The organism is Ochrobactrum sp. CGA5 (assembly GCF_006345815.1).
In the GTDB taxonomy this organism is placed as follows: Bacteria; Pseudomonadota; Alphaproteobacteria; order Rhizobiales; family Rhizobiaceae; genus Brucella.
Window position 1 is genome coordinate 329,289 of record NZ_VCIG01000038.1, and the last position, 24,760, is coordinate 354,048.

Consider the following 24,760-nt stretch of genomic DNA (forward strand, 5'->3'; position numbering starts at 1 on the left):
GAAACGGTGAACCGTCCGGGATCATGGGAAAATTCGTATTAGCCGGACCGATTAATTCGGATTTGCCGCCAAAACAAGGCTCGTATTCTGCCCGCCGAAACCGAACGAGTTGGAAAGCACGGCAGAAACCTCGGCCTGACGCTTCACATTCGGCACAACATCAAGCGGAATAGCCGGGTCCGGGTTGTCATAGTTGATGGTCGGCGGCAGCGTTCCGGTCTGGATCGTCAGAAGGGAGAATACAGCCTCGATAGCGCCAGCAGCGGTGAGCGTATGGCCGATCATCGACTTGTTGGAAGAAACCGGGATGGAGGCAAGCTTATCGCCGAATACGGTCGAAAGCGCCAGATACTCCATCTTGTCGTTTTCCGGCGTAGAGGTGCCGTGGGCGTTGACGTATGAAATCTGCTCTTCGGTCAGACCTGCATCGGCCAATGCGGCGCGCACCGTGCCGATGGCAGGTGAGGCATCCGGCTTAGAGCGTGTGCGATGGAAATCGTCGGCCTTTTCGCCGCAACCGGCGAGAATGCCCAGAACCTCGGCACCACGCGCTACAGCGCTTTCAAGCGATTCCATCACTAGCGCACCGGAGCCTTCAGACATGGCAAAGCCGTCGCGATCCTTGGAGAAGGGCTTGGAAGCCTTTTCCGGCTTGTCATTCTGCGTGGAGAGAGCCGATAGCAGCGAGAAGCGGATCAGGGCTTCGGCAGAGACGGAACCGTCGGTTCCTATGGACAGAACGCGATCGCTTTCACCGCGACGGATGGCTTCGACGCCAAGCTGGATTGCAGTCGCGCCTGAGGCACATGCGGTCGACAGCGTGATAGGCAGGCCACGCGTGCCGAAAGTTTCCGACAGGCGTTCGGCGATATAGCCAAACTGGGTCGTGTTGAAGAGATCATCCTGACGCGCACGGCGGCAGGCTTCCAGCAGAAGCTGATAGCTTGCCGGTCCTTCATTCTTTACGGTCGCATCAAGCGCAAACCGGCTTTTCCAATCCAGTTCGACCGGGGGTGCTGCAAGAAAAAGCGGGCCGCCGAAATCGGTCGCGGAAAGACCGGACTGTGCGATAGCTTCCTCACCGGCGAGCCGCGCCAGAGCTTCGGAGAGCGCCGATGCTCCCACCTCGCTTTCCGGCAGGAAATCAACCGTACCGGAAAAGCGCGTGTTGAGATTGTCGGTCGGAAAGCGCGTGATGGTATGGATGCCCGATTTTCCGCCGGTCAATGCAGCCCAGTTATCGTCCTTGCCCTGACCGAGCGAGGAGACCACACCAGCGCCGGTGATGGCGACAATGGGACGGCCGAGATGGTCTGTATATTTCGTCATCTTATACTCTCACCAGTTTTGCTGCGCCTTCGGCACGGGTAGCGCCAACTATGGTGACAATTGCTTCGCTGATTGGGCCTTCAGCGTCCTTTTCGGATGCATCCAGCGGTGCAAAAGCCTCGCCCTTCCAGACTGATATGGCCGCAAGGGCCAATGCCAGTGGGAACTGCGCTTCGCGCATATGACCGGTCATGCCTGAAATGCCGCGATAGGTCGCTGAAAGAGCATCCAGCGCGGTTTTCTCGGCGCCGGTCGCGTCATGGGCTCCGGACGCACCTGAGACAACATAGGAGGGCGCCTTGCCGTCATTGGCAGCAAGGATGAGCTCGCGGATCGCTCTTGCAAGATCGGCGCTGTCGCGTCGAATCTGTGCGCTTTCGATGCCGGTCACTTCCGCATAGGCGCGCGCGCCTCGCTTGGCCGCGTGGTCGGCGCTTTCCAGAACGAGGAATACGCCACCGGAACCGGAAACCATGCCGCCGCCTGCGGAGCCATCACGCTGCCAGAGCGAAGCCCAGCCGTCATGTTTGAGCAGTCCGCCAAGCTCGTGACCGAGAATCATGTCGAAATGTTCAGCATTGTAAGAACCGCCGACGAGCGCATGAGTGCTCTGACCGGTGCGGATGCGCGCGGCTGCCGTTTCTATGGCCGAAAGGCCGGAACCTTCTTCGCCCATAAAGGTACGCGAAGAACCAGTCACCTTGTGGACGATCGAGATATTGCCCGCGAGCAGGTTGGAAAGCTGCGCTAGAAACAGCGTCGGACGCAGTTCGGTAGACAGCTTCTCGTTCAGCATGACGCCACGGTCGTTACGGGTGCGGCCTTCCTCTAGAATCTGCATGTCGACGGTAATATCGCGTTCGCCGCCACCGGCACCCACGACCATATCCATGGTCGCGCAAAGCGCTTCGTCGTCCTTCATGCCTGCGTCCTGCAACGCCAGTCCGGCGGCGTAGGTGCCGAGACGTTGCCAGGTTTCCATCTGGCGCTGGTCCCCACGCTTTGGAATCTGCAAGCTCCAGTCTACTTCACCGAGAGGGTGAACAGTGTAGGGCGCAAAGGCTTCCTTTTCGAGGCGCGGCTCAGTGCCTGCGTTCGAGAAAGCATTCCAGTGGACATCAACGCCTTCGCCAAGCGATGATATGATGCCGATACCTGTGATGACGACTTTATTGTTCTGCATGGGTCCCGTTCGTCCATCGATGCTGAGACTGCCCCGGCACACGAAGATTTCGTATTGCCAGAAACGGAATCAGGGCGAACATTTCTGTTCACCCCTCAATACCGCCATATTATGTGCCAGGTCAGCCTTTTTTGGCTGCAACCAGCTCGTCGATTTTCGCGCAGAGGTTCTTGAGAACGAAATATTCTTCAGTTGGAACCTTGCCTTCGTTGACTTCCTGGGTCCACTGCTCAAGCGGAATCTTGATGCCGAAAGCCTTGTCGATAGCGAAGACGATGTCGAGGAAGTCGAGGCTGTCGATGCCCAGATCGTCGATAGTGTGGCTATCTGGCGTGATGGTATCACGGTCGATTTCACTGGTTTCGGCGATGATGTCGGCGACTTTGTCAAAAGTAGAGGACAAGTTTCGATTCCTTTATTCATGGCTGTGCCACAGTTGGCACGCAGCTGACTGTTTGCGCGTGTCTAGCGTTTTTCCGGTGATAGGGAAAGTCATATTACTTTCATAAGCACCGAGCTTTCAAAAGCGCATATAAGGCGCGCAACATGCGATGCGCAACATAAAGGCTAACTCTAGTTTTGGAAATATTCTCAAAACTGAGTTATCGCGGCAAGATCAGGGTTCATTTCTGACCCGCCTGACAAAGTACCAAAGACCAGCAACAGCACAAGCCATCATCACAATTGCCAGCGCGTATTGTACGGGACCATTCCTTGATGCAATCGCTACGAGGCCTGATGCAACGCTGCCCATCGTACTGATGGCCTCAGGATGCTTCAGAACGGATGTGACTGCCATGTCGCCCTGACGTGCCTTGGGTGCTATATCCTTAACCGGTTCCGCCGGTTGGGTGACCGGTGATTTTGCGGCGAGCGCCAGAGAACGGGATCGCACCCGTTCTACACGGGCAAGCCAGCCTCTTCCGAACGTGGATGCCGTAGACAATCCTCGCAACCATGATGTACGCGCATCGCACAAAGCATTGATTACCTCATCCAAGGGCCGCGTCTTGGTGGCGGCAACCGTCTGCGCGCCGATTATTCCATCTTCAGGCAGGCCCAGAACGCTTTGAAGCATTCGTGCCGCACGTGCAGGACCTGAATTGACCGAAAAGTCGAACACGGCGTAGTCGAGTCCCGAGGGCAAGTTGTCTCCGTCGATCTTATTCCAGAATTGGGCCTGATAGATTTCGGTCGCGGTCGCCTGCGTCATCTCTTTTATATCTTCAGGCGATGCCCGATGCCCCTCCCACGCCGACAGGGTTGCGATGGTGACGCCCATATTTGTTGCACCACCGGGATCAGCGGGATTATCCACGTACCCGCCTTCTTCACTAAAGATATAGGGCATTAATTTTTGAAAATTTGTTTTCATTGAAATAGTCCTTATTTAGTAAATATTGATAATAAGCAGTAAGTTATACCCTCAGAATAGCACCGGTCCTTTATGTGAAAATAGTGTGAAAACTACGCGCTCATGCGGCTACACAAAGTTGGTTCAAAATCATTATTTGATCATGATGCGTCTTGCGTCCCGCAAAATGATACGGCTTCATGTGCATCTCATCGCTGCATCATGTACAGGCGGACAAAAGTGAATTCGGAAATCTTTGGATATGCACCGGACGGACAGGCGGTTCACCGGCTCACGATCTCCAACGGCCCGCTGACGGCCAGGATCATAAATTGGGGCGCAGCGATTCAGGATCTGCGCATGAAGGGCCATGCTGCTCCGCTTGTGATCGGCTATCGCGATTTTCCCGATTATCCGGCCCATTCACCACATCTGGGCGCAATTGCGGGTCGGTCGGCCAATCGTATTCGCAATGCGCGGTTTGATCTGGATGGGATGACTTACGTGGTTGAGCCGAATTTTCAGGGGCGTCATAATCTGCATGGCGGCAGCAAAGGACTTGGCAACCGCGTCTGGAAGATCACCGGAAACGGCCCGGATTTCGTGACGCTCGCGACTGTGATGCCTGACGGCGAGATGGGTTTCCCCGGCAATTTGAATGTGAGCTGTACCTATATGCTTACGGACGAGGGGACGCTCATCGTGCGGCTGGAGGCAGTCACTGACAAGCCGACTGTCTGTAATCTGCTGCATCACAGCTATTTCAATCTGGATGACGGCGGTGAGGGCGATATTCTCGATCATCAGCTCAAGATCGAAGCAGATGCCTATATGCCGGTTGACGATGCTCTCATTCCCGATGGGCGCGTTCTGCCGGTCAGAGGGACGCCTTACGACTTCCGTGAGTTCCGTCCGATTCGCTGCGAGGAAAATGGCCGTCAGGTTGAATACGACAGCAACTTTTGTTTAGCCGCAGCGCGAGGACCATTACGCCGCTGTGCGTCGGTCAAAGGCGCTCGTTCCGGCATTCGTCTCGATGTTTCGACGACCGAGCCGGGCATTCAGTTCTATGCGGGCAATACCATGGCCAATGATTGTATCGGCCTCACGGGCAAGCCCTACGGAAGACATGCAGGTTTCTGCCTGGAGCCGCAGATATGGCCGGGATCGCTGGAATATCCCTATTTCCCGCAGGCAATATTACGCCCGGGCGAGATTTACGCCCAGACCAGTCATTTCCGTTTCACGCGCGAGGAAGGCTAGTCAGCAAAAGCGGCGCGTGCGGTTTCCATGGGAGCGAGCGCGCCGCGTATCTCAACGACACGGGCTGCAACCCGGTGCGCCTTGTGGGCGGCTTGGACCGGAGAAAGTCCTTTCAATCGTGCTGCAAGATAAGCACCGTTAAAGCTGTCACCAGCGCCAGTGGTGTCCACGGCTTGGGCCACCACGGACGGTACGGTTTCTCTATTATTGTCTGAGACGACCAGAGCGGGCTCCGTGCCATCCTTGACGACGATCTCTTTTACGCCGAGTGCGGATAGACGATCTGCACAGGTGCCAGCGTCCTTGTCGCCAAAGAGCGCCTGTTCATCTGGAAATGTTGGCAAGGCAATATCAGCAATGCGCATCGCTTCGCTGATGATCTCCTGCGCAACTTTCCGGTCGGGCCAGAGCTGGTGACGGAAATTCGGGTCGAAAGCGATTCGTGAACCGTCTGCGCGACATTTCCGCAAGACGTTGAAAAATGTAGCGCGATGCTCCGGCAGGATCACGGCGATTGAAATGCCCGAAAAATAGATGATATCGCAGCCTGTCAGGCTCTTTTCCAGGGCATCGCGGTCACTTGCGAGGCGTCTTGCGGCGGCATCACTGCGCCAATAGGTGAAGGAGCGCTCGGCACCGTCGAGGGTGATTGCATAAAGGCCGGGATGAAGCCCGTCGATAATGGGGCTGTGCGCGATGCCGATACCGTTCGACGTCAGAAATACACGCTGTTTCTGTGAAAAGCTGTCTGTGCCGAAAGCGGTTACATATTCGACGGGGTAGGACTTATCCGTCAGTGCCCGCATGTACCAGGCGGTGTTGAGCGTATCGCCCGCAAAACCCATGCGCCATTGGTCGCCTTCATTACCAGAAAGCTCGATCATGCATTCGCCGATAGCCGCAAATCCGCCCATGTCAGTCTCCTCAATTCTGATGGGGCTAACGCCTATACCAATTTGCGGCTATGTAAAATTGGTTTGTCGGCAGTCATACAGCCTTTATCGACTTGCCACATTCATTGTGTAAGCATCCGCCGACTGCATCGCCCTCAAAATCGCGATAGATTTTTAGAAGCGCGATGCATTACCTGATTTAGAGTTCCGCTGACGTCGTGTAGCGAACCTCGCCTAAGGATTTGACATGCGTTATGCGATTTATTTCACGCCGCCATCCAATGATGCGCTTCTGAAGGTTGCCGCAAACTGGCTCGGGCGAAATGCGTTCAGCGGCGAGCCGGTCAAGATGCCGGCGATTCGCTCGCTTGCGACCGACGAAATCTTCCAGCTGACCGAAGAGCCGCGGCGTTATGGCTTCCATGCGACGATGAAGGCTCCCTTCCGTCTGGGTGGCGAACACACTGAAAACGACCTGCTTTCCGCATTGATGCATTTCGCGTCGTCGGCATCACCGGTTGTCATTCCTCGTTTGAAGCTTCACGCAATTGGCCCGTTTTTCGCTCTCGTGCCGGAAGAGCCGGTTGCCGAGCTGAATCAGCTTGCCAATGATGTTGTCGTGGCCTTCGATCGTTTTCGCGCTCCTCTCACCGAGGCAGAAATTGCGAAGCGGAGGCCGGAGCGTCTCAGCGAAACACAACGCCACAACATCGAACGCTGGGGCTATCCCTATGTATTTGAAGAGTTCCGCTTTCATATGACCCTGACCGGTCCGGTGGAGGAGAAGGACCGCGCTCGGGTGGAGCGGACGCTGGACGAGTTCTTCACACCGCTGCTGGACGATGTGGTAGAGGTTGCGAATCTTGCTCTGTTCGTGGAACCTGAGAAAGGGGCTCCTTTCGAGATTCATTCGCTGCATCCTCTGACCGGCGGCAAGATAGGGGCTGCTCGGGCTCCGCGAGCGGTTGGGAGGCCGTAGGCAATGGGAAGTGAAACGGTTCTGCGCAATGCCCGCATCGTGCTCTCTGACGATGTCGTTCTCGGTTCCCTCAAGATTGTTGACGGCAAGATCGCCGATATTTCCACCGGCGCATCCATTATTGGCGACGATATGGAAGGCGACTTCCTGACCCCAGGATTGGTAGAACTGCACACGGATCATCTCGAAGGACACTATGCTCCGCGTCCGAAAGTGCGTTGGAACCCCATCGCCGCCGTGCAGGCGCACGACGCGCAGATTGCCGCCTCCGGGATCACCACTGTTTTCGACGCATTGCGCATAGGTTTCGATGACGACGCCGAGACAGGTATCGATGACATGCGCAAGCTTTCGTCCGCGATTGCCGAGGGGCGCGATGCGGGCCGTCTGCGCGCTGACCATTTCCTGCATTTGCGTTGCGAAGTTTCTGCACCTGATTGTCTTCCGGCTTTCGAGCAGTTCGGCAATCAGGCGCTGGTCAGGCTGGTATCGCTGATGGATCACGCGCCGGGACAGCGTCAATTTACTGATATCGAAACCTACAAGACCTATTTCATCCGCAAGCTGAAATTCTCGGAAGAGGAGTTCCGGCTCTATTGCGAGCGACGTATCGGTCAGTCCCAGCAATATTCCGCGCCGACACGGAAGGCGATTGCGGAATTGTGCCATCAACGCGGAGTAATTCTAGCCAGCCATGATGACGCGACGATAGAGCATGTCGCAGAGGCGCAGGCGCAGGGAATAAGGGTTGCAGAATTTCCTACGACACACACGGCGGCTAAGGCCTCGAAGGATTCCGGGATGTCAGTGCTTATGGGGGCGCCAAACGTCGTGCGCGGTGGTTCGCATTCGGGCAATGTATCCGCGCGTGAACTGGTTGAAGCTGGAAATCTCGACATTATATCATCGGACTATATTCCGGCCAGCATGATGCAATCTGCGTTCTTTCTCGCCGATGTCGTCGAGAATATTTCGCTGCCGCAAGCCATTCGTCTGGTTGCCGCCAACCCTGCCAAAGCGGTAGGGTTGGAGGATCGCGGCGAGATTGTTGCCGAAAAACGGGCCGATCTGGTCAGGGTGCAGATTGCTGATCACGTTCCGATCATCCGCACCGTCTGGCGAGAAGGACGGCGAGTGATTTAGCCGACAGGAAAGGGAGCGGTCGGTTCCAGAGCCAGTTTGCCGTCATCCAGAATATCGAGCTGCAAGAAGCGGTAGCTTTCGATGCTCAGATGAGATGTTTTGGGTGAATGCGGATGGGTTGCGGTCACCACGACGACGCTTGCTCCGGCTGTTTCTCCGGCAACGATACCGGCAGGCGCATCCTCGAACACAAGACAATTGTGCGGATCGAAGCCAAGCCGTTTCGCGCCCAGCTGGAAGCATTCAGGGCTAGGCTTGCCGCGCTCCACGTCTTCAGCGGACACAATGGTCTTCGGCATTGGTAATCCTGCCGCTGCAACGCGACGGGTAGCGAGTTCAAGCGGTGCCGAGGTCACGATTGCCCAACGGTTTTCTGGTAATGAACTGAGGAAGTCATATGCGCCATCGATAGGTGCGATACCTTCCAGATCTGCCATTTCGGCCTGAAGCAATCTCTGTGCCTCGCGGATCGGGTCCACACCCGGCAAAGCGAGCCGGCGGACGGTTTCGACCGCCCGAACACCGTGGATGGTCGGCAGGAATGTGACCGGATCGATGCCATGGCCTATTGCCCATTCGCTCCACACGCGTTCGGTCGCTTCGATAGAACTCAATATCGTGCCATCCATGTCGAACAGGAACGCATCGAATGATTTGCCGAAGGGGGAAAAGGAGGTCACGCCGAATTTCCTTTAATTACGCAGATGAGAATCGGTAGAATACTTCTACAAGCGATCATAATGTTTATTGGGTGAGAAGACAGTCTTTGGAGCAGCCAGTCTCCCCACACCGGGTATGAAAACTCGCTTCGGCTCACTATATCGAGTGGTGACTGCAATATCAGCGTAACTTGATCATTTCGATCAATTGTGGCTTTTGGCACCTTTCCGGTTTCAAGTTAATGTCGAAAGCGCCGATTGCGACTGAATCGCATTCTCAGGATTGTTGTATAAATGACTGAAATAAAATCAAAAAAAACCAACTATCCGAACGCGCGCTTTGCCGTTGCCCCCATGATCGATTGGTCGGACAGACATTGCCGGTACTTTCACCGGCTCTTTTCAAGGCACGCATTGCTCTATACCGAAATGGTCGTGGCGGATGCCATCATTCACGGCCCACGTGACCGGTTGCTTGGTTTCGACGCCGCCGAGCATCCCGTGGCGCTACAGTTGGGTGGTTCCGATCCGGCAAAACTGACAGAGGCCGCGAAGATCGGTGCCGATTACGGCTATGATGAAATCAACCTCAATGTCGGCTGTCCGTCGGATCGTGTGCAGTCCGGTACCTTCGGAGCCTGTCTCATGCAGACCCCGGACGTGGTCGCGCATTGCGTTTCAGCCATGAAGGAGGCCGTTTCCGTGCCAGTTACCGTCAAATGTCGTATTGGCGTTGACGATCAGGACGTGGAGGTTGCGCTCGATACTTTGGCCGATCTGACGCTTGACGCTGGCGCCGATGCGCTTTGGGTTCACGCCCGCAAAGCCTGGCTGAAAGGATTGTCGCCCAAGGAGAACCGCGAGATTCCACCGCTTGATTATGATCGCGTCTATCGTCTCAAGGCACGGCTTGGTGACGTTTTCGTCGGCATCAATGGAGGAATCAATACACTGGATGAAGCAGAGCGGCACTTGCAGATTGTCGACGCGGTGATGCTCGGTCGCGCTGCCTACCACAATCCAGAACTTCTGGCAGAGGTGGATGCACGTCTTTACGGTGACGAACAATCCGACATTTCGATAGCAAATATCATTGATAAAATGTGCGCCTATACTGATCGCCATATCGCGGCAGGCGGCAGGCTTTCGCATGTGAGCCGCCATATGGTCGGGCTTTTTGCCGGGCAGCCGGGCGCGCGGCGTTGGCGGCAGATCCTTTCGACAGACGCCACCAAGCCGGGAGCAGCCAGTGACGTTCTGCGTCAGGCCTATTCCGTCGTGACTGAAGCGGCGACAGAATCTGCTTAATCAATCAGAATAAGCTGGTCGCCGCGAACCGTGAATCCGCCGAGAGTTTGCAGGAAGTTCATGCCGAGCAGGCTGCCGGTCATCAAACCTTCCTTCGTCACCATGGCGCGCACATTCTGGCGTTCGATATCCCCAATCTGCAATGTGGCAATGTTGACGACTGCTGCAGTTGCCGTGCCATTGGCCGTCATAATCGGGACGGAATAGTTTAGCGAGGCGGTGTCTATGCCTGCGCGCTCTGCATCCTGCTGGGACAGGACGACAGATGAAGCACCGGTATCGACCAGAAAGTGAACCCGTTCACCATTCACGCGCCCGTTGACCTCGAAATGGCCGTTCGCAGCCTTTGCAAGCGTAACGGTCAGGGTGCCATCGGCATTGCGCCCAGAAATAGGGCTTCCGGGAATTAGCCCGGCTGTGACGCGGCTCGCGACGTCCTGTAGCTCATATCGATACTGGTAGCCTGCAACGAGGCCAAGAATAATCACAGCCCACATCGCCATGTTGCGCGCAAAGTCGGTCAGTTTGATGCCGGAGCCGAGCAGACCGGCAGCAAGCACGACACCCCATATGCCGAGATAGGCAGCGCGGGCAAACACGTCATTCTCCATGCCAAGCGTTGAGCCGCTGTCATTGTTGGACATCAGCAGCAGGACAACAATCGCAACTGCCGCAATAATGAGCCAGAAAAAGCGCCCCATCAGCCAATTCTCTTTTCTACAATAATCTCGTGCCTGTCGGCGAGAAGCGCCCATACGGCCAATCGCTCTTCCGCACTCATGCTGGACCAGCGTGCGATCTCATCCAGCGTCCGGGCACAGCCGAGGCAGAAGCCGGTTTCCGTATCTATCGTGCAAACCAGTATGCACGGGGATTCGATGGTTGTCGTGTCCATGACTGGAATGTGGTTGCGTTAAAGGGCCATAACAAGCCCGGCGAGGACGGCAACCGATGCGATCTGCTGTACTGCGCCCAGTGTATCGCCTGTTTGCCCGCCTATTTTAGCCATGCAAAGTCGGGCAAAGCCGATAAGCAGAACTGCTACCAGCACAAGCGCATTGATGGACGAAAGAAACCCACCCGCAGGTATGAGCGTGAAGACAAGAAAGACCAGCCCGATCACGAACCCGCAAACAACCGTCTCCCATTGCGGTTGGCCGAGACTGTCGGAAAGCCCGCCGGGACGCACGGAGGGCAGGGCATGCCAGAATGCCAGCATGGCTGCACGGCTCGCTGCTTCGCTGCCGATCAGCGCAAGCGCCGCATATCCTGCACCCGCACGGTCGATGATCGCCATCAGGAAAACCGCTTTCAAACCGACGAAGACAATCAGCGTCAGCGCGGCGAAAGTCCCGATACGGGAATCTTTCATGATGTCCAGCCTGCGATCCACGGAAGATGCGCCGAAGAAGCCATCGGCAGTATCGCCCAGCCCGTCTTCATGGAGCGCGCCGGTCATCGCCGCCAGGGCGCCAATCGCGAGCAGCGCGCAGGCAAGGGACGGGAGGTTCATTTTATAGGCCACGAAAAGCACAGCGCCTGCCAGCAGGCCCAGCACCGCTCCTGCGAGCGGAAAGGCGCGGGCATTGCGGGGCAACGAATCATCACCGTTTCCAAACCAGCGCTGCGGAAGCGGCAGGCGGCTCAGAAAACCCAGACTCCGGATCGTGTCGCCAATGAGACTATTTCGCTGCAAGTGACTGTTCCACTTTGTTTCCCGAAACGGATTCCCGCGATAATTCGCCTCAATATTGCTTCAACTCAAAGAGGTGATTTGAAAATTCGCGTCAGTGCTTATAGGACGAGCCCAACGAATTTACACCTCCCATCATTGATTGGACTGAACTTATGAGCGCCAGCGGCCTACCTTTTGACGATTTCCGAGAATTGATCCGAAATCTTCCGGGCCCCGACCTGGGAGCGGAAAGGGCCGTACGTGAGCGTGAGGCTACACTGACCAAGCCAGCCGGTTCGCTCGGACGCATGGAAGAGATCGTGGCGTGGCTGGCCGCATGGACCGGCAAGCGCACACCTCAGATCAGTCGCCCGCTGGTGGCGGTGTTTGCTGGCAATCACGGCGTTACAGCCAAGAATATCACCCCGTTTCCGCCAAGCGTCACGGCGCAGATGGTCGAGAATTTTGCCGCTGGTGGTGCAGCAATCAATCAGATTTGCATCGCCAACGATCTTGGGCTGAAGGTCTTCGATCTGGCGCTGGAACACCCGACCGGAGACATCACCGAAGAGCCTGCCATGGACGAGCGCACCTGTGCCGCGACCATGGCTTTCGGCATGGAAGCGATTGCCGGTGGAACCGATCTCCTGTGCATCGGTGAAATGGGTATAGGTAATACCACGATTGCGGCGGCAATCGCGCTGGCACTCTTCGGTGGGGCGGCGGAAGACTGGGTTGGCCCCGGCACCGGCTCAACGGGTGAACTGCTGGAGCGCAAGCTTGCCGCCGTTCGCCAGGCTGTCGCTCTCCATCAGGCACATCTGCAAGACCCGCTGGAAGTGCTGAGCCGTCTCGGCGGGCGTGAAATCGCAGCCATGGCTGGTGCAATTCTGGCAGCGCGCATGGAGAAAATTCCGGTGATCGTCGATGGATTCGTGGCAAGCGCTGCTGCGGCGATACTCTATGTCGCCAATCCAGAAGCCATAGACCATTGTCTGTTCGGTCATGTTTCCGCAGAGCCGGGCCATCGCAAGCTTCTTGAGAAAATGGGCAAGCAACCACTTCTAGATCTGGGAATGCGCCTCGGCGAGGGAACCGGTGCGGCGCTTGCAGCCGGGATCGTCAAGGCGGCGGCACTGTGCCATAGCGGTATGGCCACGTTTGAACAGGCTGGAATATCCAGCTCGAAATAACGACCTTCAGGATCATCAAAAAAGCCCGCTCTATGGCGGGCTTTTCTTTTAAATCAACAACTTGAAAGTCTCAGTTGTTGTCTTTGTCTAGCACCATGTAATCAAGTGGCAATTCGGTGGTATACTTAATCTGCTCCATGGCGAAGGACGAAGACACATCGCGAATTTCGATCTTGCTTATAAGGCGCTTGTAGAACGCATCGTAGGCGGCGATATCCGGTACAGCCACACGAAGCAGGTAATCCACATCACCGCTCATGCGGTAGAACTCGATGACTTCAGGGAACTCCTGAACCACTTCGGAAAAGCGCTTGAGCCATTCGTGACTGTGGGAGCTTGTACGCACCGACACGAACACCGTCACCCGTGCATTGACGCGGACGGGATCGAGAATGGCGACACGGCGCTTGATGACGCCATCTTCTTCGAGTTTCTGGATGCGGCGCCAGCATGGCGTCGTGGAAAGGCCAACTTTCTTGGCAACATCAGCCACCGCAAGTGTCGCGTCTTCCTGCAATAAGCGCAGTATCTTCCTGTCGAGCCTGTCCATGCGTTCCCGTTCCCGGTTTTAGAAATCGTTTCCCGAACTTTGCGAATAGATGAAACGTCATACCTTATGGTTCGCAATGATCCGAATTTACAGGAAAAATATTCTTATGAAAACGAGAGGAGTAAAAATTATTTATCGTCTTGGATGAGCTCTCGCACTTTTGCCTGAATCGCAGGCACAACTTCTGCGTCAAACCATGGATTTCGCTTGAGCCAGCCGCTATTGCGCCAGGATGGGTGCGGCAAGGGTAGGGTGATTCTGCCTGCCGGATTGGGCGTATCGATGAAACGCTGCCAGTTCCTGACGGTTTCAGTGAGATTGCGACCACTATAATCAGGCAGATGATAGGCCAGAGCGTATTGTCCGACGACAAGCATGAACTTCAGTTGCGGCATTGCCGCAAAAATACGGTCATGCCAGGTCTGGCGGCATTCGCGACGTGGGGGAAGATCGCCGCCATGTTTGTCATAGCCGGGAAAGCAAAAGCCCATCGGGACAATCGCGAAGCGTGATGGATCATAAAACTCCTCGCGTGACACACCGAGCCATTGCCGCAGGCGATCGCCGGACGGATCGTTGAATGGCAGGGAGGTGTTGTGCACGCGAATTCCTGGCGCCTGACCGCAAATGGCAACCCTCGCTGTGTCAGAGCCGATGCAGACCGGATTGGGCTCGTGCGGCAGGGGGGGTAGAAATTCTGGTGTGTCGCGACAGATGCGGCAGGCCCGGATTGAGCGAGTGAGTACGTCTAGTTTTTCCATCAATAGTATCAGTTTCGGGGCAGGATCATTTCAATGAAGGTCCGAATACGCTTCCTGATATAGGTATAGGCGTCGCCGATTACATCCGGCAGTGGTTTGTCATCGGCTTCCTCGTTGCGATGTTCCTTGCGCCATTGGGATGGCTGCTCGAACTGTCCGGCCCATATGCCGCGTCGGTTGCGGCGAGCTTCTCTTTCTTCGCGCTGATAGTCTCCATAGGAAGCGGCCCAACCCTGTTCAACCATCCAGCCGTTAAGGTCGGTTTGACCGAGATAGCAGTGCGCCAGATCACGACCGTACTGATCTCGCCCTTCCGTTTCGCATCGAATCGGGGAACGGCCGATTCTGCCTCGCAATATGTTGCGAGCTTCCTGGCCGCAGTCGTAGCCGCTTCCTGCCCGGACACATTGCTGTTGAATCTCCGGTGCATCGATGCCCTTGAGACGGATACGCTTTTTGCCGAGGACCAGGGTGTCACCGTCGATCACATAGACCGGCCCATTCAAAGTTTTTAGGGGTCCGGACGGTATCGGTAGATAGGCAATGAGTGTAACGAGAACGGAAAAAAGCAATATAGTCAACAAGATGCCGCGAAAACTTATGCCGTTGCTTTTGCGGGCAGGCCGATAGGGGGGACGGTATCTTCTCATGGAGTTTTCCCGAATCCTTCACGTCCTTGATCGCGTGACAGACTGTGAGTTGGTGTTGTTTGCGTCAACAAGAGCAGATCACTGATCGGAACAACAGTCAGTTTGTTGTCAATTAGCAACAGTCTTTACCGTTGCTTTAGGTTAGAAAGAGCTCAGGCACATTTTGCCCATTTCCCGCCACAAACTGGCGTCACCGATCATGGAAAGGCAGAGGCCACCAACGTATTGGGAGCAGATAAGCTCCAACAGGATAGGCAGGAATGACGAAGGGCGCGTTGTTGTACAACAAACAGATTGGGAACAGGATGTTTCCTGTTTGCGCCCCCTTTATTCTTTCCAATGGTGGTAAGGCTTTTTTCGGCCAAGATCGGGTCTCAGTCTTGACGAAAATAGCGTGCATTCTGTCCTCTATGATTGTTTCCTCCACTGAGTGTGAAAGACCAGCGTTGTGATGCGTATCCGCAGTTTTTCATATAGAGCGCTTGCTATGGTTTTCGGCTTGGCCCTTGCCTGTAACAGCGCCTTTGCTTTCGACCTTAATGACGATTCCGAAAAGTCGAGAAGTCCGTTCGAACTCTTCAAGTTTGGCTTCTCCGCATACAAGAGCGGTCACAAGGACGAGGCAATCAAGGCGCTGCGCTATGCTGCGGATCGCGGTCATCAGGGCGCCAAGTGGAAACTGGCCCGCATGTATGCCGATGGCGATGGTGTGCCGGAAAATGACTACGAAGCCTACAAGATTTTTGAAAAAATCGTTCGAGAAGGGGCGGAGCCGGGATCGGAAAATGACTCCTACGTGGCTGACGCCCTCGTTGCGCTCGCCGGTTATGTGAAGCGTGGCATTCCGGGTTCACCTGTTCACGCCAATCCGGGTATGGCGCGCAACCTCTATGTGCAGGCTGCCTCTAATTTCGGTGATTCAGCGGCCCAGTTCGAGCTTGGCAAGATGCTGCTTGATGGCGACGGCGGAGAACGCAATTCCGTGCAAGCCGCCCGGTGGTTCCAGCTTGCAGCCAAGAAAGGTAATGCTGGTGCGCAGGCCATGCTCGGCAATATGCTGTTTCAGGCAGGCAAGACCGTTCGCGGCTTGGCCATGATGACAGCGGCCTTTGAACGCTGCCCCACGGAGGATTGCCCCTGGATACGTGATATGCAGGAACAGGCGTTTTCGATTGCCGGTGAAGCGGACCGTCGTAACGCGATCGCCCTTTCCAGTGACTATGTCGCCAAGGGCGATTTCTGATCTTCGTTTCGAGCTAGCGGCAATTCTCAGTTCGAAAGCCTGACCGTCACTGGCACGTGGTCAGATGGCTTTTCCCAAGCACGGACGTGCTTTTCCACATCACTTGATATGAGTCGGTTGGCGGCCTCCGGCGACAGCATCAGATGGTCGATACGGATGCCGTTGTTTTTCTGCCAGGCACCAGCCTGATAATCCCAGAAAGAGTAAATGCCGCTCTCGTCGGTTGATGCGCGGATCGCGTCGGTAAAGCCCAGATTTTCAAGTCTACGGAATGCTTGGCGTGATTGTGGCTTGAAGAGCGCGTCACCAGCCCATTGCTCCGGGTTTTTGGCATCAACTGGCTCTGGAATGACATTGTAGTCGCCGGCAAGTACCAGGGGCTCTTCTAGAGCAAGGCGCTCTTTCGCCCAAAGCTCAAGCCGCTGCATCCACGAAAGCTTGTAGGGAAATTTTTCTGTGTCCACGGGATTACCGTTCGGTAGGTAAAGCGAAACGACTCGAACAACGCCCTGGTCCGTTGAATAGACACCTTCGATGAAACGCGCCTGCTCATCGCTCTCGTCGCCGGGAAGGCCGCGATTGATCTCATCCGGCGATTTCCTGGATAGAAGCGCGACGCCATTGAAGCCTTTCTGACCATGTGTTTCCACGTGATAGCCGAGCGCTTCAATCTCCAGGCGCGGAAACTGGTCATCGACCGACTTGATTTCCTGTAGGCAGACAATGTCGGGAGAGGACTCCTTCAGCCAATGCTGGAGGTTGTCTATGCGGGCTTTGACGCCGTTGATGTTCCAGGTCGCGATTTTCATAATATTATGATTATGCGCTTGGGGAGGTGAGGGCAAGCCGGTGTGATTGCGCGTCACAGCTTTTCATCGGCTACAATTTCAATATCCGCTTATATTTTGGAGCAGGATCATTTGTATTGGCGGTTTTGCATTCCTATTTGCTCTGGACAGGAGCCAAACAGGAGATATTCGAATGTTCGACGCCAAGAAACTTCTCGAACAGTTTCTGGGATCACAAATACCCGGCACATCGGGAAGTGTCCGCGACAAGGCCGGGCAGGTAACAGACCTGGCAAAGAAGAACCCGCTTGCAACGGGTGCCATAGCCGCCGCCATCCTTGGCACGAAGACCGGTCGCAAGCTCGCAGGCAATGTTGCGACCGTCGGTGGCATCGCTGCGATCGCCGGGCTGGGGTATCTTGCCTACAAGAACTACAAGTCAGGTCAGGCACCGCAGACGGCAGAACAGCCAGCGGCGAAGCAGCCGGAACTTCTTCCTTCACCTCCAGCCGATTCTCCATTTCATCCGCAATCTCCCGCAATGAGCAACAGTTTTGCGCTGACGCTTGTGCAGGCGATGATCGCGGCTGCAAAGGCAGATGGCCATATCGATGACGCTGAGCGGGCTCGCATCATGGAGAAGGTCAGGATTTCTGGTCTGGACAATGAGGCGGAAACCTTCCTGGAGAAAGAACTCGCTGATCCCATTGATATCGAGGCTCTGGTTTCAGCCGCGCAGACTGAAGAGCAGAAGGTTGAGCTCTATACAGCGTCACGTCTCGCTATAGATCCGGACAACCGGGCTGAACGGGGATATCTGGATATGCTGGCCGGTCGGCTTGGTCTGCCGGATGCTCTGGTGGACCACATCGAAGCGACCGTCGCTTCGATAAAGGTTTAAGGCTGGTTGTTTCCCGGCACCGATAAAAAACCGGCCGCCATTCGGCAGCCGGTTTTGAACGTCCTGTTTGACGCGCCAGTCAGATTGCGAAGCTTGTTCCGCATCCGCAAGCCGAAGTGGCGTTCGGATTGCGAATCTGGAACGACTGCCCCATAAGATCATCCACGAAATCGATTTCCGAACCATCCATATAGGGAACAGAAATCGAATCGATCAGCACCTTGGCGCCCAGCTTTTCGATTACAATGTCGTCGTCGGTCTGCTCATCGACGAGATCGTATTTATAGGAGAAACCGGAACACCCACCGCCTTCGACCGAAACGCGAAGGGCAGTCTTTCCCGGTTCCGATCCGAGAATCTTGGCGATCCGCTTTGCTGCGGAATCTGAAACGGTAATGCCTGTCATCTGCCTTGTTCCGTTTGCAATTGCGAATATCGAACCGGGCGATTTTCCAGATTTCCGATAGCCGCATACTTGCCTTCATGATTAGCTGATAGCTATGAACGCGAACTGCGGAAGTCAATGTCTGTACCGGGGCCGCACCAGTTTTATGTAATCATATTACAGTGAAGGAAGCATCGCAATGTCGCTGGAAGGAATAGGCTTTGGTTATCGCGAACGCGCGCCCTATGCCTGTGATCCTGCACGAAGCCGTGGCCGTCTGGTGCCAGAACCAGAAAGCCCGACGCGCACCCCGTTTCAACGTGATCGCGACCGTATCATCCATTCGACAGCATTCCGTCGTCTGAAGCACAAGACACAGGTTTTCATCGCCCATGAAGGCGATCATTATCGAACGCGGCTTACGCATACGATAGAAGTAGCCCAGATTGCTCGTGCGCTGGCGCGTGCGTTGCGGCTTGATGAAGATCTCGCTGAGGCCGTGGCGCTCGTCCATGATTTTGGACATACGCCTTTCGGACACACAGGTGAGGAAGCCCTCAATGAGCGCATGAAGGATTTTGGTGGGTTTGATCATAATGCGCAGTCGCTGCGGATCGTGACCAAACTCGAGCACCGATACGCCGACTTCGACGGGCTCAATCTATCGTGGGAAACGTTGGAAGGACTGGTCAAGCACAACGGGCCTCTGTTGGGCGCAAACGCGACACATCCGAATGCCGCTGTGCCATTACCGATTCTCGATTTCAATGAACGCTATGATCTGGAGCTCACGCGGTTTGCCAGTCTCGAAGCGCAGTGCGCAGCAATTGCCGACGATATTGCCTATAACGCTCATGATATCGATGATGGTCTACGCGCAGGACTTTTGAGCCTTGACGCTCTTGATGAAGTGCCGTTGACGAAACGTCTGCTCGATGTCGTGCGGACGCGTTACCCAGATCTCGATCCCGTGCGAACCGGACACGAGCTGGTCCGCAGGCAGATCACCATCATGGTGGAAGATGTGATCGAAGAAGCACAGCGTCGTCTGGCAGTGGCAAAGCCACAGAGCGTGGAAGACGTCCACGGCCACTCGCACGCATTGGTGGCTTTCTCCGATGCCATGCGTACTGATGAAAAAGTACTGAAGAGGTTCCTGTTCAAGAACCTCTATTTCCACGACAGCGTCGTGGTACGCAGGCATGCGGCTGATAAGATATTGCAAGACCTTTTTGATGCCTGCTTTGCCGATCTGACAAACATGCCGCCGGAATGGCAATCGGGCTGCGAGACGTTGGATGAGGCGGCACGAGCGCGGCGGATTGCAGACTATCTGGCGGGGATGACTGACAATTATGCCGTGCGAGAACACCGACGATTGTTTGACCGCACTCCCGATTTAGCTTAATCGGGGCCAAACGAAGCGACATAGTCGGCAAACACGCCGAGTTCGCAGAAAATTTGAATCCCGGCGCAAGCCTGACAGGATAGACCATGAATATCTTTGCAGATTTCGACGCACGTATCAAAAAGACGTTGCAAGATATTGATCTAAAATCGAAAGATGGTGGCGAACTCGATTTCTCGCGCATCGGTGTCGAGCCGCCGCGAGATGCTTCCCATGGTGATATTGCGACCAATGCTGCGATGGTGCTCTCCAAGGCTGTCGGTCAGAACCCGCGGGAGCTTGCCGGTCGTATTGCCGAGGCTCTTGCCTTGGACGAAGACGTTGAGACTGTCGATGTCGCCGGTCCGGGTTTCATCAATCTGCGTTTGAAGGCAGCTTACTGGCAGCGCGAACTCTCTTCGATGCTGAACGAAGGCACGGATTTCGGTCGCTCCAAGCTTGGTGCAGGATCGAAAGTCAATGTGGAATATGTTTCGGCAAACCCTACCGGCCCGATGCATGTCGGCCATTGTCGTGGTGCCGTTGTCGGCGATGTTCTGGCCAATCTGCTCAAGTTCGCAGGCTATGATGTGGTCAAGGAATACTACATTAACGATGCGGGCGCGCAGATTGATGTGCTGGCCCGGTCCGTTATGCTTCGCTACCGCGAAGCACTTGGTGAAAATATTGGCGAAATCCCGGCTGGTCTTTATCCGGGCGATTATCTCGTTCCAGTCGGACAGGAACTTGCGAAGGAGTTTAGCCGCAAGCTTCTGGAAATGCCGGAAGCTGAAGCGCTTGCTCTGGTGAAGGATCGCACGATTGACGCGATGATGGCGATGATCCGCGCCGATCTCGATGCGCTCAATGTGCACCACGATGTGTTCTTCTCCGAGCGCAAGCTGCATGTCGATCATGCACGGGCGATTCGCAACGCAATCAATGATCTGACGCTCAAAGGGCACGTCTATAAAGGCAAGCTGCCACCTCCGAAGGGCCAGCTTCCAGAAGACTGGGAAGATCGTGAGCAGACATTGTTTCGTTCGACGGAAGTGGGCGACGATATTGACCGTCCACTGATGAAGTCTGACGGCGCTTTCACCTATTTTGCAGGCGATGTGGCATACTTCAAGGACAAATATGACCGCGGCTTCAACGAGATGATCTATGTGTTGGGTGCCGACCATGGCGGCTACGTCAAGCGCCTGGAAGCGGTTGCAAGGGCCGTTTCCGACGGCAAGGCAAAGCTAACGGTATTGCTCTGCCAGCTGGTGAAGCTGTTCCGCGATGGCGAGCCGGTGCGTATGTCGAAGCGGGCCGGCGAATTCATCACGCTGCGCGACGTCGTCGACGAAGTTGGTCGCGACCCGGTTCGTTTCATGATGCTTTACCGGAAAAACGATGCGCCCCTGGATTTCGATTTTGCAAAGGTGACGGAGCAGTCGAAAGATAATCCAGTGTTCTACGTGCAATACGCTTCTGCACGTTGCCATTCGGTTTTCCGTCAGGCGGCGGACCAGCTTGGTCTTGCCGATCTCGACCGAGTCGGCATGGCTGCGCATTTCGACAAGCTGACTGATGAAAGCGAGATTGCACTCATTCGCAAGCTGGCCGAATATCCGCGCCTGATCGAGGCTGCGGCCGTTCATCAAGAGCCGCATCGGCTTGCTTTCTACCTCTATGATCTCGCCAGCGCGTTCCATTCGCAATGGAATAGGGGTACAGAGAACCCGGACTTACGTTTTATTAAGGTTAACGATCCAAACTTGTCATTAGCCAGGCTAGGGCTGGTACAGGTTGTTTCTGATGTGCTGACTTCCGGATTGACGATAATCGGTGCGGATGCTCCAGCGGAAATGCGCTAGAGTATAGTTTGAAGGTGAATATCTTTCGAGACGGACTATACTTGAAGGATGGTCTCCAAAGTGTGCGGGTCGCGCCATGCGGTTCGAGATGACTGCGGAGCTCAGACGGTTGTCACAAAGCCTTTTAAGGTCGAAAGACTGATTGAAAGGCAAAAGTTGGCAAGTTGAACAGGCGGAAGGCCATGATGAATGCAAGTCATCGGTCTTCCTTCTGGCGCAGGAAACTTCCGTCAACTTTTGCCCACATTGCCTCGCTACAAAGCAATGTATGGAGACGTCTTGCGACGTCCAGGGTTTGAGTTAGGAACACGCTATGACGGACAGCAGTGCAAATCCCCGTAATTACGGCGAGCGTCCGTTGCACGAAGACGATCCACTGATGGAACTGTCGCGGATCATGGATTTCGGCACGCCTGCTGGTGACAACGTCGCTTGGAATGAGCGTCGATCTGGTTATCGTGAAGAGAGCCGGACAGAGCCGGGTTTCGATCCATCGCTGGATCTGGAGCGCGAATTGCTTGGTGACTTCAATGATTATTCTCAGCCTACGGATCAGTCACAGTTCGCGGAGCTCCGCACGAGAGATGATTCTCATCTGTCGGATGATGCCCCGCTGATACATGAGGACGAACTTGCTTCGGCTCTCGAAGATGAACTCGATCTTCAGATGGATGAGGTTGAGCTGACGTCAGAATTGAAAGCACCCTCATTTGAGGCACTTGAGTTCGAAGAAATCGATCGCACAGAGCCCGTACCGCAATTCGATTACAATGATTATTCGGCTGCGCGTGAATCGAGTGCAGAAAATTATGCCGCATCCTCGTCGGTCTATGTTCGCCGAGAAACCGTCGAGACGCTTCACATCGATCAGACCGATTACGATCCGACGATCTATCAGCCAGCCATAGAACCGAATGAACAAGCTTACCAGCTTGCGCGCGATGATGACTGGAACGCTCAGGCGGTTGAGCCCACAGAGCAGTCCTATGCTGCCGTCACGGCGCCGGTATCACTTGAGGACGAACTACAGAATCTTCTTTTCGGCGATGAGCCGCAATCAGTCTCCCACGAGGAAGCGCACTTTTCCCATGTTGCGCCTGTAGAGGAAACATACACCCACCAGGACGCTGCGGCGGTTCAGAATACCAGATACCAGGATGAACAGGAGCTGGAAGAGCTGCATCTTGAGAATCCGCAGCTTAACGAGCCGGCTTATGATTCTGCGCTGCAAGCCGCCACACCTGTTGAATCTTATGCGGCTCAGCCTCTGTCGCAATTTACGTATGCAGGATATCCGTACTATACACGGAGCAATTTTTCCTCGGGCGTTGCTTCACAGGATACGGTAGCAACCGCACCGCAGGCCGATCAAGCGCCTGCTGCAGTCGCAGCCCCTGCGCTTAATGATGAAGACGATTTTTCTTTCGATGATGATTTTTCGTTCGATGTTGAGGAAACAACCGCTGTAATTGCTGCAGAAGGAACTGAGGACGACCTCTTAGAGCTGGGTGAAATCGGCCTTTCGGAGGATGACTTTGGTTATGAAACTTCGGGTGATGTTTCCGGCATTCAGGATGAGAACGCTTTCAATGAGGATGATTTTTTCACTGAAGACGATCTCAATCTGAACAACGAGTCTGAGGAAGAAATACCCACCTATGCCCACGCGATGCGTGCGGACGATAGTCACTACTCTTCCCAGGCTTCGTTTTTGCCGTTTGGAAATGCTCATACAGCCACAGCCAGCGCCCCGGCGCCCGAAGTCGAGACGTTGAGCGTGGCCGAAGAAAAGGTTGAGCAAACGCATTCGCTCGATTTGCCGGAAGTCAATTATGGCGAAGAAGAAGCTAACGCCGGTTTGACTGATCTCGAAGCGGAATTCGCCGAGGTCTTCAATACGGTTGGCGTCGATGACTCGTCTAAAACTGACGCGCAGAGCGAAGCTGACAGGGCTTTTGAAGACATCTTCCGCGAAAGCGCTTCAAGCTATCTGCCTAACTCCGGGGCCGGCCTCGGTGCAGCCGTGGGCGCTGCTGCTGCCGGTGTCGGTGCTGCCGCAGCTGCCGGGGTATATGGCCGCTCACAGGCAACGGCACAGGAATCAGTACAGCCAAAAGCCTCTAACCCATTGGGTAATCAAGACGATTTCTACAACCATTGGGCCGCTCAGGGGGCACAGACCTTTGAGGGTGGCGACTATGGTGACCGGGCGGCGATGCCAGCGGAACACGATCTTGGGAGTGCCGCTGAAGCCTATCGTAATCGCCCGGTTCGGGGCCGTCGCGGCCTCATTTTGGCTAGCGTGGCCGGTGTGGTGGTGCTTTTGGGGGGGATTGGCTATCATTTTCTCGGGGGTAGCAGTTCCGGCGAACCGGTCGTGATCCGGGCCGACAATCAGCCGATCAAGGTGCAGCCGGAAAATCCGGGCGGTGTAACAGTGCCAAATCAGGATAAGGCAGTTTACGACCGCGTTGCGGGTACCTTGCCGAACAATCCGGAACAAAAATCACTGATCACTTCCGGTGAAGAGCCGGTGGACATTTCCAGCACGAATGACGGCAATACGTCAGACGAGCAACCAGTGGCGAACCAGGCTCCGCTCGAGAACCAGAATAACCATAATGAGCCGTTGGTTCAGCCACGTGAAGTAGAAACCATGATCGTTCGCCCTGATGGCTCTATCGTTCAGCCATCTCCGGCACCGGAAGAAACCGCTTCCCAACTGACTCCGGCGAACACTGCGCAGCCAATAGCTCCTGCTGGCGGTGATGAGATCGCCGCGCTGGCCGCTGGCAATGCACCTACGGAACCTGCTGCGCCAACACCGACGCAGCAGGCGGAGCCTGCGACAGAAGCGCCGCGTCTTCCTGCTCATCCTCCAGTGGTACGATCAAGGCCTGCTGAACAGCCTGTCAACATTGTTGGCAATGTTCCGCAGCGCACGCAGATTCCGTCTGCTGCCACTTCGGCTTCCGCCGCACCTCAAGTGGCTTCGGCAGCGGGAGCAGGTGGCTATTTCATCCAGATTGCTTCGCAGCCATCTGCTGAGCTGGCGCAGAAGTCTTATGCGAACATGGCTCAGAAGTATGGCAGCGTGATCGGCGGACGCAGCGTCGACATCAAGCGAGCCGATATTCCAGGCAAGGGCACTTACTATCGTGTCCGCGTTCAAGCCGGTTCCAAGGAAGAAGCGTCTGCGCTCTGCGCGCGCCTTAAGTCTACCGGTGGCAGCTGTCTGGTAACGCGGTAAT

24 protein-coding genes are annotated in these 24,760 nt (G+C 55.3%); 10 read left to right on the forward strand and 14 right to left on the reverse strand.

What is annotated here, in order from left to right:
- Positions 1-51: 51 nt before the first annotated feature.
- The 4 genes from FJQ48_RS14545 to FJQ48_RS14560 form a co-directional block, all read right to left on the reverse strand.
- The gene (locus FJQ48_RS14545) at positions 52-1,329 is read right to left on the reverse strand and encodes a beta-ketoacyl-ACP synthase (RefSeq protein WP_139975709.1); all 1,278 of its coding nucleotides are present in this window, start codon (positions 1,327-1,329) and stop codon (positions 52-54) included.
- Position 1,330: 1 nt separating this feature from the next.
- Positions 1,331-2,512 carry a beta-ketoacyl-ACP synthase gene (locus FJQ48_RS14550; RefSeq protein WP_139975710.1) on the reverse strand — a complete coding sequence of 394 codons (1,182 nt, stop codon included), beginning with the start codon at positions 2,510-2,512 and terminating at the stop codon, positions 1,331-1,333.
- A gap of 121 nt (positions 2,513-2,633) precedes the next feature.
- Positions 2,634-2,915, reverse strand: coding sequence for an acyl carrier protein (locus FJQ48_RS14555; RefSeq protein WP_006466638.1), 282 nt, complete (start codon positions 2,913-2,915; stop codon positions 2,634-2,636).
- Between the two features lie 213 nt (positions 2,916-3,128).
- Positions 3,129-3,887, reverse strand: a complete 759-nt coding sequence (locus tag FJQ48_RS14560) for a glycoside hydrolase family 108 protein (RefSeq protein ID WP_139975711.1) — start codon at positions 3,885-3,887, stop codon at positions 3,129-3,131.
- Positions 3,888-4,106: 219 nt separating this feature from the next.
- On the opposite strand from FJQ48_RS14560, the gene FJQ48_RS14565 reads away from it, so the two are divergent.
- Positions 4,107-5,129 (forward strand): aldose epimerase family protein, encoded by a 1,023-nt coding sequence (locus FJQ48_RS14565; protein ID WP_139975712.1) that lies wholly within the window; start codon positions 4,107-4,109, stop codon positions 5,127-5,129.
- On the opposite strand, the gene FJQ48_RS14570 is transcribed toward FJQ48_RS14565, so the two are convergent.
- Complete coding sequence (locus tag FJQ48_RS14570) at positions 5,126-6,043, reverse strand: sugar kinase (RefSeq protein WP_139975713.1); 918 nt, start codon at positions 6,041-6,043, stop codon at positions 5,126-5,128. The genes FJQ48_RS14565 and FJQ48_RS14570 overlap by 4 nt on opposite strands.
- Before the next feature lie 226 nt (positions 6,044-6,269).
- On the opposite strand from FJQ48_RS14570, the gene FJQ48_RS14575 reads away from it, so the two are divergent.
- The gene (locus FJQ48_RS14575; RefSeq protein ID WP_139975714.1) at positions 6,270-7,001 is read left to right on the forward strand and encodes a DUF1045 domain-containing protein; all 732 of its coding nucleotides are present in this window, start codon (positions 6,270-6,272) and stop codon (positions 6,999-7,001) included.
- Positions 7,002-7,004: 3 nt separating this feature from the next.
- Positions 7,005-8,144 carry an alpha-D-ribose 1-methylphosphonate 5-triphosphate diphosphatase gene (locus tag FJQ48_RS14580; protein WP_139975715.1) on the forward strand — a complete coding sequence of 380 codons (1,140 nt, stop codon included), beginning with the start codon at positions 7,005-7,007 and terminating at the stop codon, positions 8,142-8,144.
- Here FJQ48_RS14580 and FJQ48_RS14585 read toward each other — a convergent pair.
- The gene (locus FJQ48_RS14585; RefSeq protein ID WP_139975716.1) at positions 8,141-8,824 is read right to left on the reverse strand and encodes an HAD family hydrolase; all 684 of its coding nucleotides are present in this window, start codon (positions 8,822-8,824) and stop codon (positions 8,141-8,143) included. The two genes, FJQ48_RS14580 and FJQ48_RS14585, sit on opposite strands and share 4 nt — an antisense overlap.
- Before the next feature lie 273 nt (positions 8,825-9,097).
- Between FJQ48_RS14585 and dusA the strand changes: the two genes are divergently transcribed.
- On the forward strand, positions 9,098-10,111 hold the full coding sequence (dusA, locus tag FJQ48_RS14590; protein ID WP_139975717.1) for a tRNA dihydrouridine(20/20a) synthase DusA: 1,014 nt from the start codon (positions 9,098-9,100) through the stop codon (positions 10,109-10,111).
- On the opposite strand, the gene FJQ48_RS14595 is transcribed toward dusA, so the two are convergent.
- Genes FJQ48_RS14595 through FJQ48_RS14605 form a run of 3 tightly spaced genes read right to left on the reverse strand, consistent with a single transcriptional unit; the run spans position 10,108 to position 11,807 of the window.
- A complete protein-coding gene (locus FJQ48_RS14595; RefSeq protein ID WP_139975718.1) occupies positions 10,108-10,812 on the reverse strand; it encodes a TIGR02281 family clan AA aspartic protease in 705 nt (234 codons plus the stop codon). The genes dusA and FJQ48_RS14595 overlap by 4 nt on opposite strands.
- The gene (locus FJQ48_RS14600) at positions 10,812-11,006 is read right to left on the reverse strand and encodes a DUF1289 domain-containing protein (RefSeq protein WP_139975719.1); all 195 of its coding nucleotides are present in this window, start codon (positions 11,004-11,006) and stop codon (positions 10,812-10,814) included. The genes FJQ48_RS14595 and FJQ48_RS14600 overlap by 1 nt, the downstream gene beginning before the upstream one ends.
- A gap of 18 nt (positions 11,007-11,024) precedes the next feature.
- Positions 11,025-11,807, reverse strand: a complete 783-nt coding sequence (locus FJQ48_RS14605) for an adenosylcobinamide-GDP ribazoletransferase (RefSeq protein ID WP_139975720.1) — start codon at positions 11,805-11,807, stop codon at positions 11,025-11,027.
- 152 nt (positions 11,808-11,959) lie between these two features.
- Between FJQ48_RS14605 and cobT the strand changes: the two genes are divergently transcribed.
- Positions 11,960-12,979: a nicotinate-nucleotide--dimethylbenzimidazole phosphoribosyltransferase gene (gene cobT / locus FJQ48_RS14610; RefSeq protein WP_139975721.1), complete on the forward strand. Its 1,020-nt coding sequence runs from the start codon at positions 11,960-11,962 to the stop codon at positions 12,977-12,979.
- A gap of 70 nt (positions 12,980-13,049) precedes the next feature.
- Here cobT and FJQ48_RS14615 read toward each other — a convergent pair whose 3' ends face one another.
- The 3 genes from FJQ48_RS14615 to FJQ48_RS14625 form a co-directional block, all read right to left on the reverse strand.
- Positions 13,050-13,529 (reverse strand): Lrp/AsnC family transcriptional regulator, encoded by a 480-nt coding sequence (locus FJQ48_RS14615; protein ID WP_006466649.1) that lies wholly within the window; start codon positions 13,527-13,529, stop codon positions 13,050-13,052.
- A gap of 128 nt (positions 13,530-13,657) precedes the next feature.
- Positions 13,658-14,299, reverse strand: coding sequence for a uracil-DNA glycosylase family protein (locus FJQ48_RS14620; protein ID WP_139975722.1), 642 nt, complete (start codon positions 14,297-14,299; stop codon positions 13,658-13,660).
- Positions 14,299-14,940 carry a thermonuclease family protein gene (locus tag FJQ48_RS14625; protein ID WP_139975723.1) on the reverse strand — a complete coding sequence of 214 codons (642 nt, stop codon included), beginning with the start codon at positions 14,938-14,940 and terminating at the stop codon, positions 14,299-14,301. The genes FJQ48_RS14620 and FJQ48_RS14625 overlap by 1 nt, the downstream gene beginning before the upstream one ends.
- A gap of 451 nt (positions 14,941-15,391) precedes the next feature.
- On the opposite strand from FJQ48_RS14625, the gene FJQ48_RS14630 reads away from it, so the two are divergent.
- Positions 15,392-16,183 carry a tetratricopeptide repeat protein gene (locus FJQ48_RS14630; protein WP_139976302.1) on the forward strand — a complete coding sequence of 264 codons (792 nt, stop codon included), beginning with the start codon at positions 15,392-15,394 and terminating at the stop codon, positions 16,181-16,183.
- 26 nt (positions 16,184-16,209) lie between these two features.
- Here FJQ48_RS14630 and xth read toward each other — a convergent pair whose 3' ends face one another.
- Positions 16,210-16,992 (reverse strand): exodeoxyribonuclease III, encoded by a 783-nt coding sequence (xth, locus tag FJQ48_RS14635; RefSeq protein WP_139975724.1) that lies wholly within the window; start codon positions 16,990-16,992, stop codon positions 16,210-16,212.
- 172 nt (positions 16,993-17,164) lie between these two features.
- Here xth and FJQ48_RS14640 point away from each other — a divergent pair, with 172 nt between their 5' ends.
- Positions 17,165-17,872 carry a tellurite resistance TerB family protein gene (locus FJQ48_RS14640; RefSeq protein ID WP_139975725.1) on the forward strand — a complete coding sequence of 236 codons (708 nt, stop codon included), beginning with the start codon at positions 17,165-17,167 and terminating at the stop codon, positions 17,870-17,872.
- 79 nt (positions 17,873-17,951) lie between these two features.
- Here FJQ48_RS14640 and erpA read toward each other — a convergent pair whose 3' ends face one another.
- Positions 17,952-18,278 carry an iron-sulfur cluster insertion protein ErpA gene (gene erpA, locus FJQ48_RS14645; protein ID WP_006471759.1) on the reverse strand — a complete coding sequence of 109 codons (327 nt, stop codon included), beginning with the start codon at positions 18,276-18,278 and terminating at the stop codon, positions 17,952-17,954.
- Between the two features lie 178 nt (positions 18,279-18,456).
- Between erpA and FJQ48_RS14650 the strand changes: the two genes are divergently transcribed.
- The 3 genes from FJQ48_RS14650 to FJQ48_RS14660 all read left to right on the forward strand — a co-directional run bounded on the left by FJQ48_RS14650 (position 18,457) and on the right by FJQ48_RS14660 (position 24,759).
- Positions 18,457-19,665: a deoxyguanosinetriphosphate triphosphohydrolase gene (locus FJQ48_RS14650; protein WP_139975726.1), complete on the forward strand. Its 1,209-nt coding sequence runs from the start codon at positions 18,457-18,459 to the stop codon at positions 19,663-19,665.
- Between the two features lie 86 nt (positions 19,666-19,751).
- Positions 19,752-21,509: an arginine--tRNA ligase gene (gene argS, locus FJQ48_RS14655; RefSeq protein WP_139975727.1), complete on the forward strand. Its 1,758-nt coding sequence runs from the start codon at positions 19,752-19,754 to the stop codon at positions 21,507-21,509.
- A 313-nt stretch (positions 21,510-21,822) separates the two neighbouring features.
- Positions 21,823-24,759 (forward strand): SPOR domain-containing protein, encoded by a 2,937-nt coding sequence (locus tag FJQ48_RS14660; protein ID WP_139975728.1) that lies wholly within the window; start codon positions 21,823-21,825, stop codon positions 24,757-24,759.
- Position 24,760: the final 1 nt, after the last annotated feature.

Bases quoted from the DNA above. Each gene is read 5' to 3' on its own strand.
- FJQ48_RS14575 (WP_139975714.1), top strand. From the start codon at position 6,270: ATGCGTTATGCGATTTATTTCACGCCGCCATCCAATGATGCGCTTCTG.
- FJQ48_RS14580 (WP_139975715.1), top strand. From the start codon at position 7,005: ATGGGAAGTGAAACGGTTCTGCGCAATGCCCGCATCGTGCTCTCTGAC.
- FJQ48_RS14545 (WP_139975709.1), bottom strand. From the start codon at position 1,329: ATGACGAAATATACAGACCATCTCGGCCGTCCCATTGTCGCCATCACC.
- FJQ48_RS14640 (WP_139975725.1), top strand. From the start codon at position 17,165: ATGTTCGACGCCAAGAAACTTCTCGAACAGTTTCTGGGATCACAAATA.
- FJQ48_RS14570 (WP_139975713.1), bottom strand. From the start codon at position 6,043: ATGGGCGGATTTGCGGCTATCGGCGAATGCATGATCGAGCTTTCTGGT.
- xth (WP_139975724.1), bottom strand. From the start codon at position 16,992: ATGAAAATCGCGACCTGGAACATCAACGGCGTCAAAGCCCGCATAGAC.
- FJQ48_RS14615 (WP_006466649.1), bottom strand. From the start codon at position 13,529: ATGGACAGGCTCGACAGGAAGATACTGCGCTTATTGCAGGAAGACGCG.
- FJQ48_RS14625 (WP_139975723.1), bottom strand. From the start codon at position 14,940: ATGAGAAGATACCGTCCCCCCTATCGGCCTGCCCGCAAAAGCAACGGC.
- cobT (WP_139975721.1), top strand. From the start codon at position 11,960: ATGAGCGCCAGCGGCCTACCTTTTGACGATTTCCGAGAATTGATCCGA.
- argS (WP_139975727.1), top strand. From the start codon at position 19,752: ATGAATATCTTTGCAGATTTCGACGCACGTATCAAAAAGACGTTGCAA.
- FJQ48_RS14550 (WP_139975710.1), bottom strand. From the start codon at position 2,512: ATGCAGAACAATAAAGTCGTCATCACAGGTATCGGCATCATATCATCG.
- FJQ48_RS14630 (WP_139976302.1), top strand. From the start codon at position 15,392: ATGCGTATCCGCAGTTTTTCATATAGAGCGCTTGCTATGGTTTTCGGC.
- FJQ48_RS14600 (WP_139975719.1), bottom strand. From the start codon at position 11,006: ATGGACACGACAACCATCGAATCCCCGTGCATACTGGTTTGCACGATA.
- dusA (WP_139975717.1), top strand. From the start codon at position 9,098: ATGACTGAAATAAAATCAAAAAAAACCAACTATCCGAACGCGCGCTTT.
- FJQ48_RS14660 (WP_139975728.1), top strand. From the start codon at position 21,823: ATGACGGACAGCAGTGCAAATCCCCGTAATTACGGCGAGCGTCCGTTG.
- FJQ48_RS14595 (WP_139975718.1), bottom strand. From the start codon at position 10,812: ATGGGGCGCTTTTTCTGGCTCATTATTGCGGCAGTTGCGATTGTTGTC.
- FJQ48_RS14650 (WP_139975726.1), top strand. From the start codon at position 18,457: ATGTCGCTGGAAGGAATAGGCTTTGGTTATCGCGAACGCGCGCCCTAT.
- FJQ48_RS14560 (WP_139975711.1), bottom strand. From the start codon at position 3,887: ATGAAAACAAATTTTCAAAAATTAATGCCCTATATCTTTAGTGAAGAA.
- erpA (WP_006471759.1), bottom strand. From the start codon at position 18,278: ATGACAGGCATTACCGTTTCAGATTCCGCAGCAAAGCGGATCGCCAAG.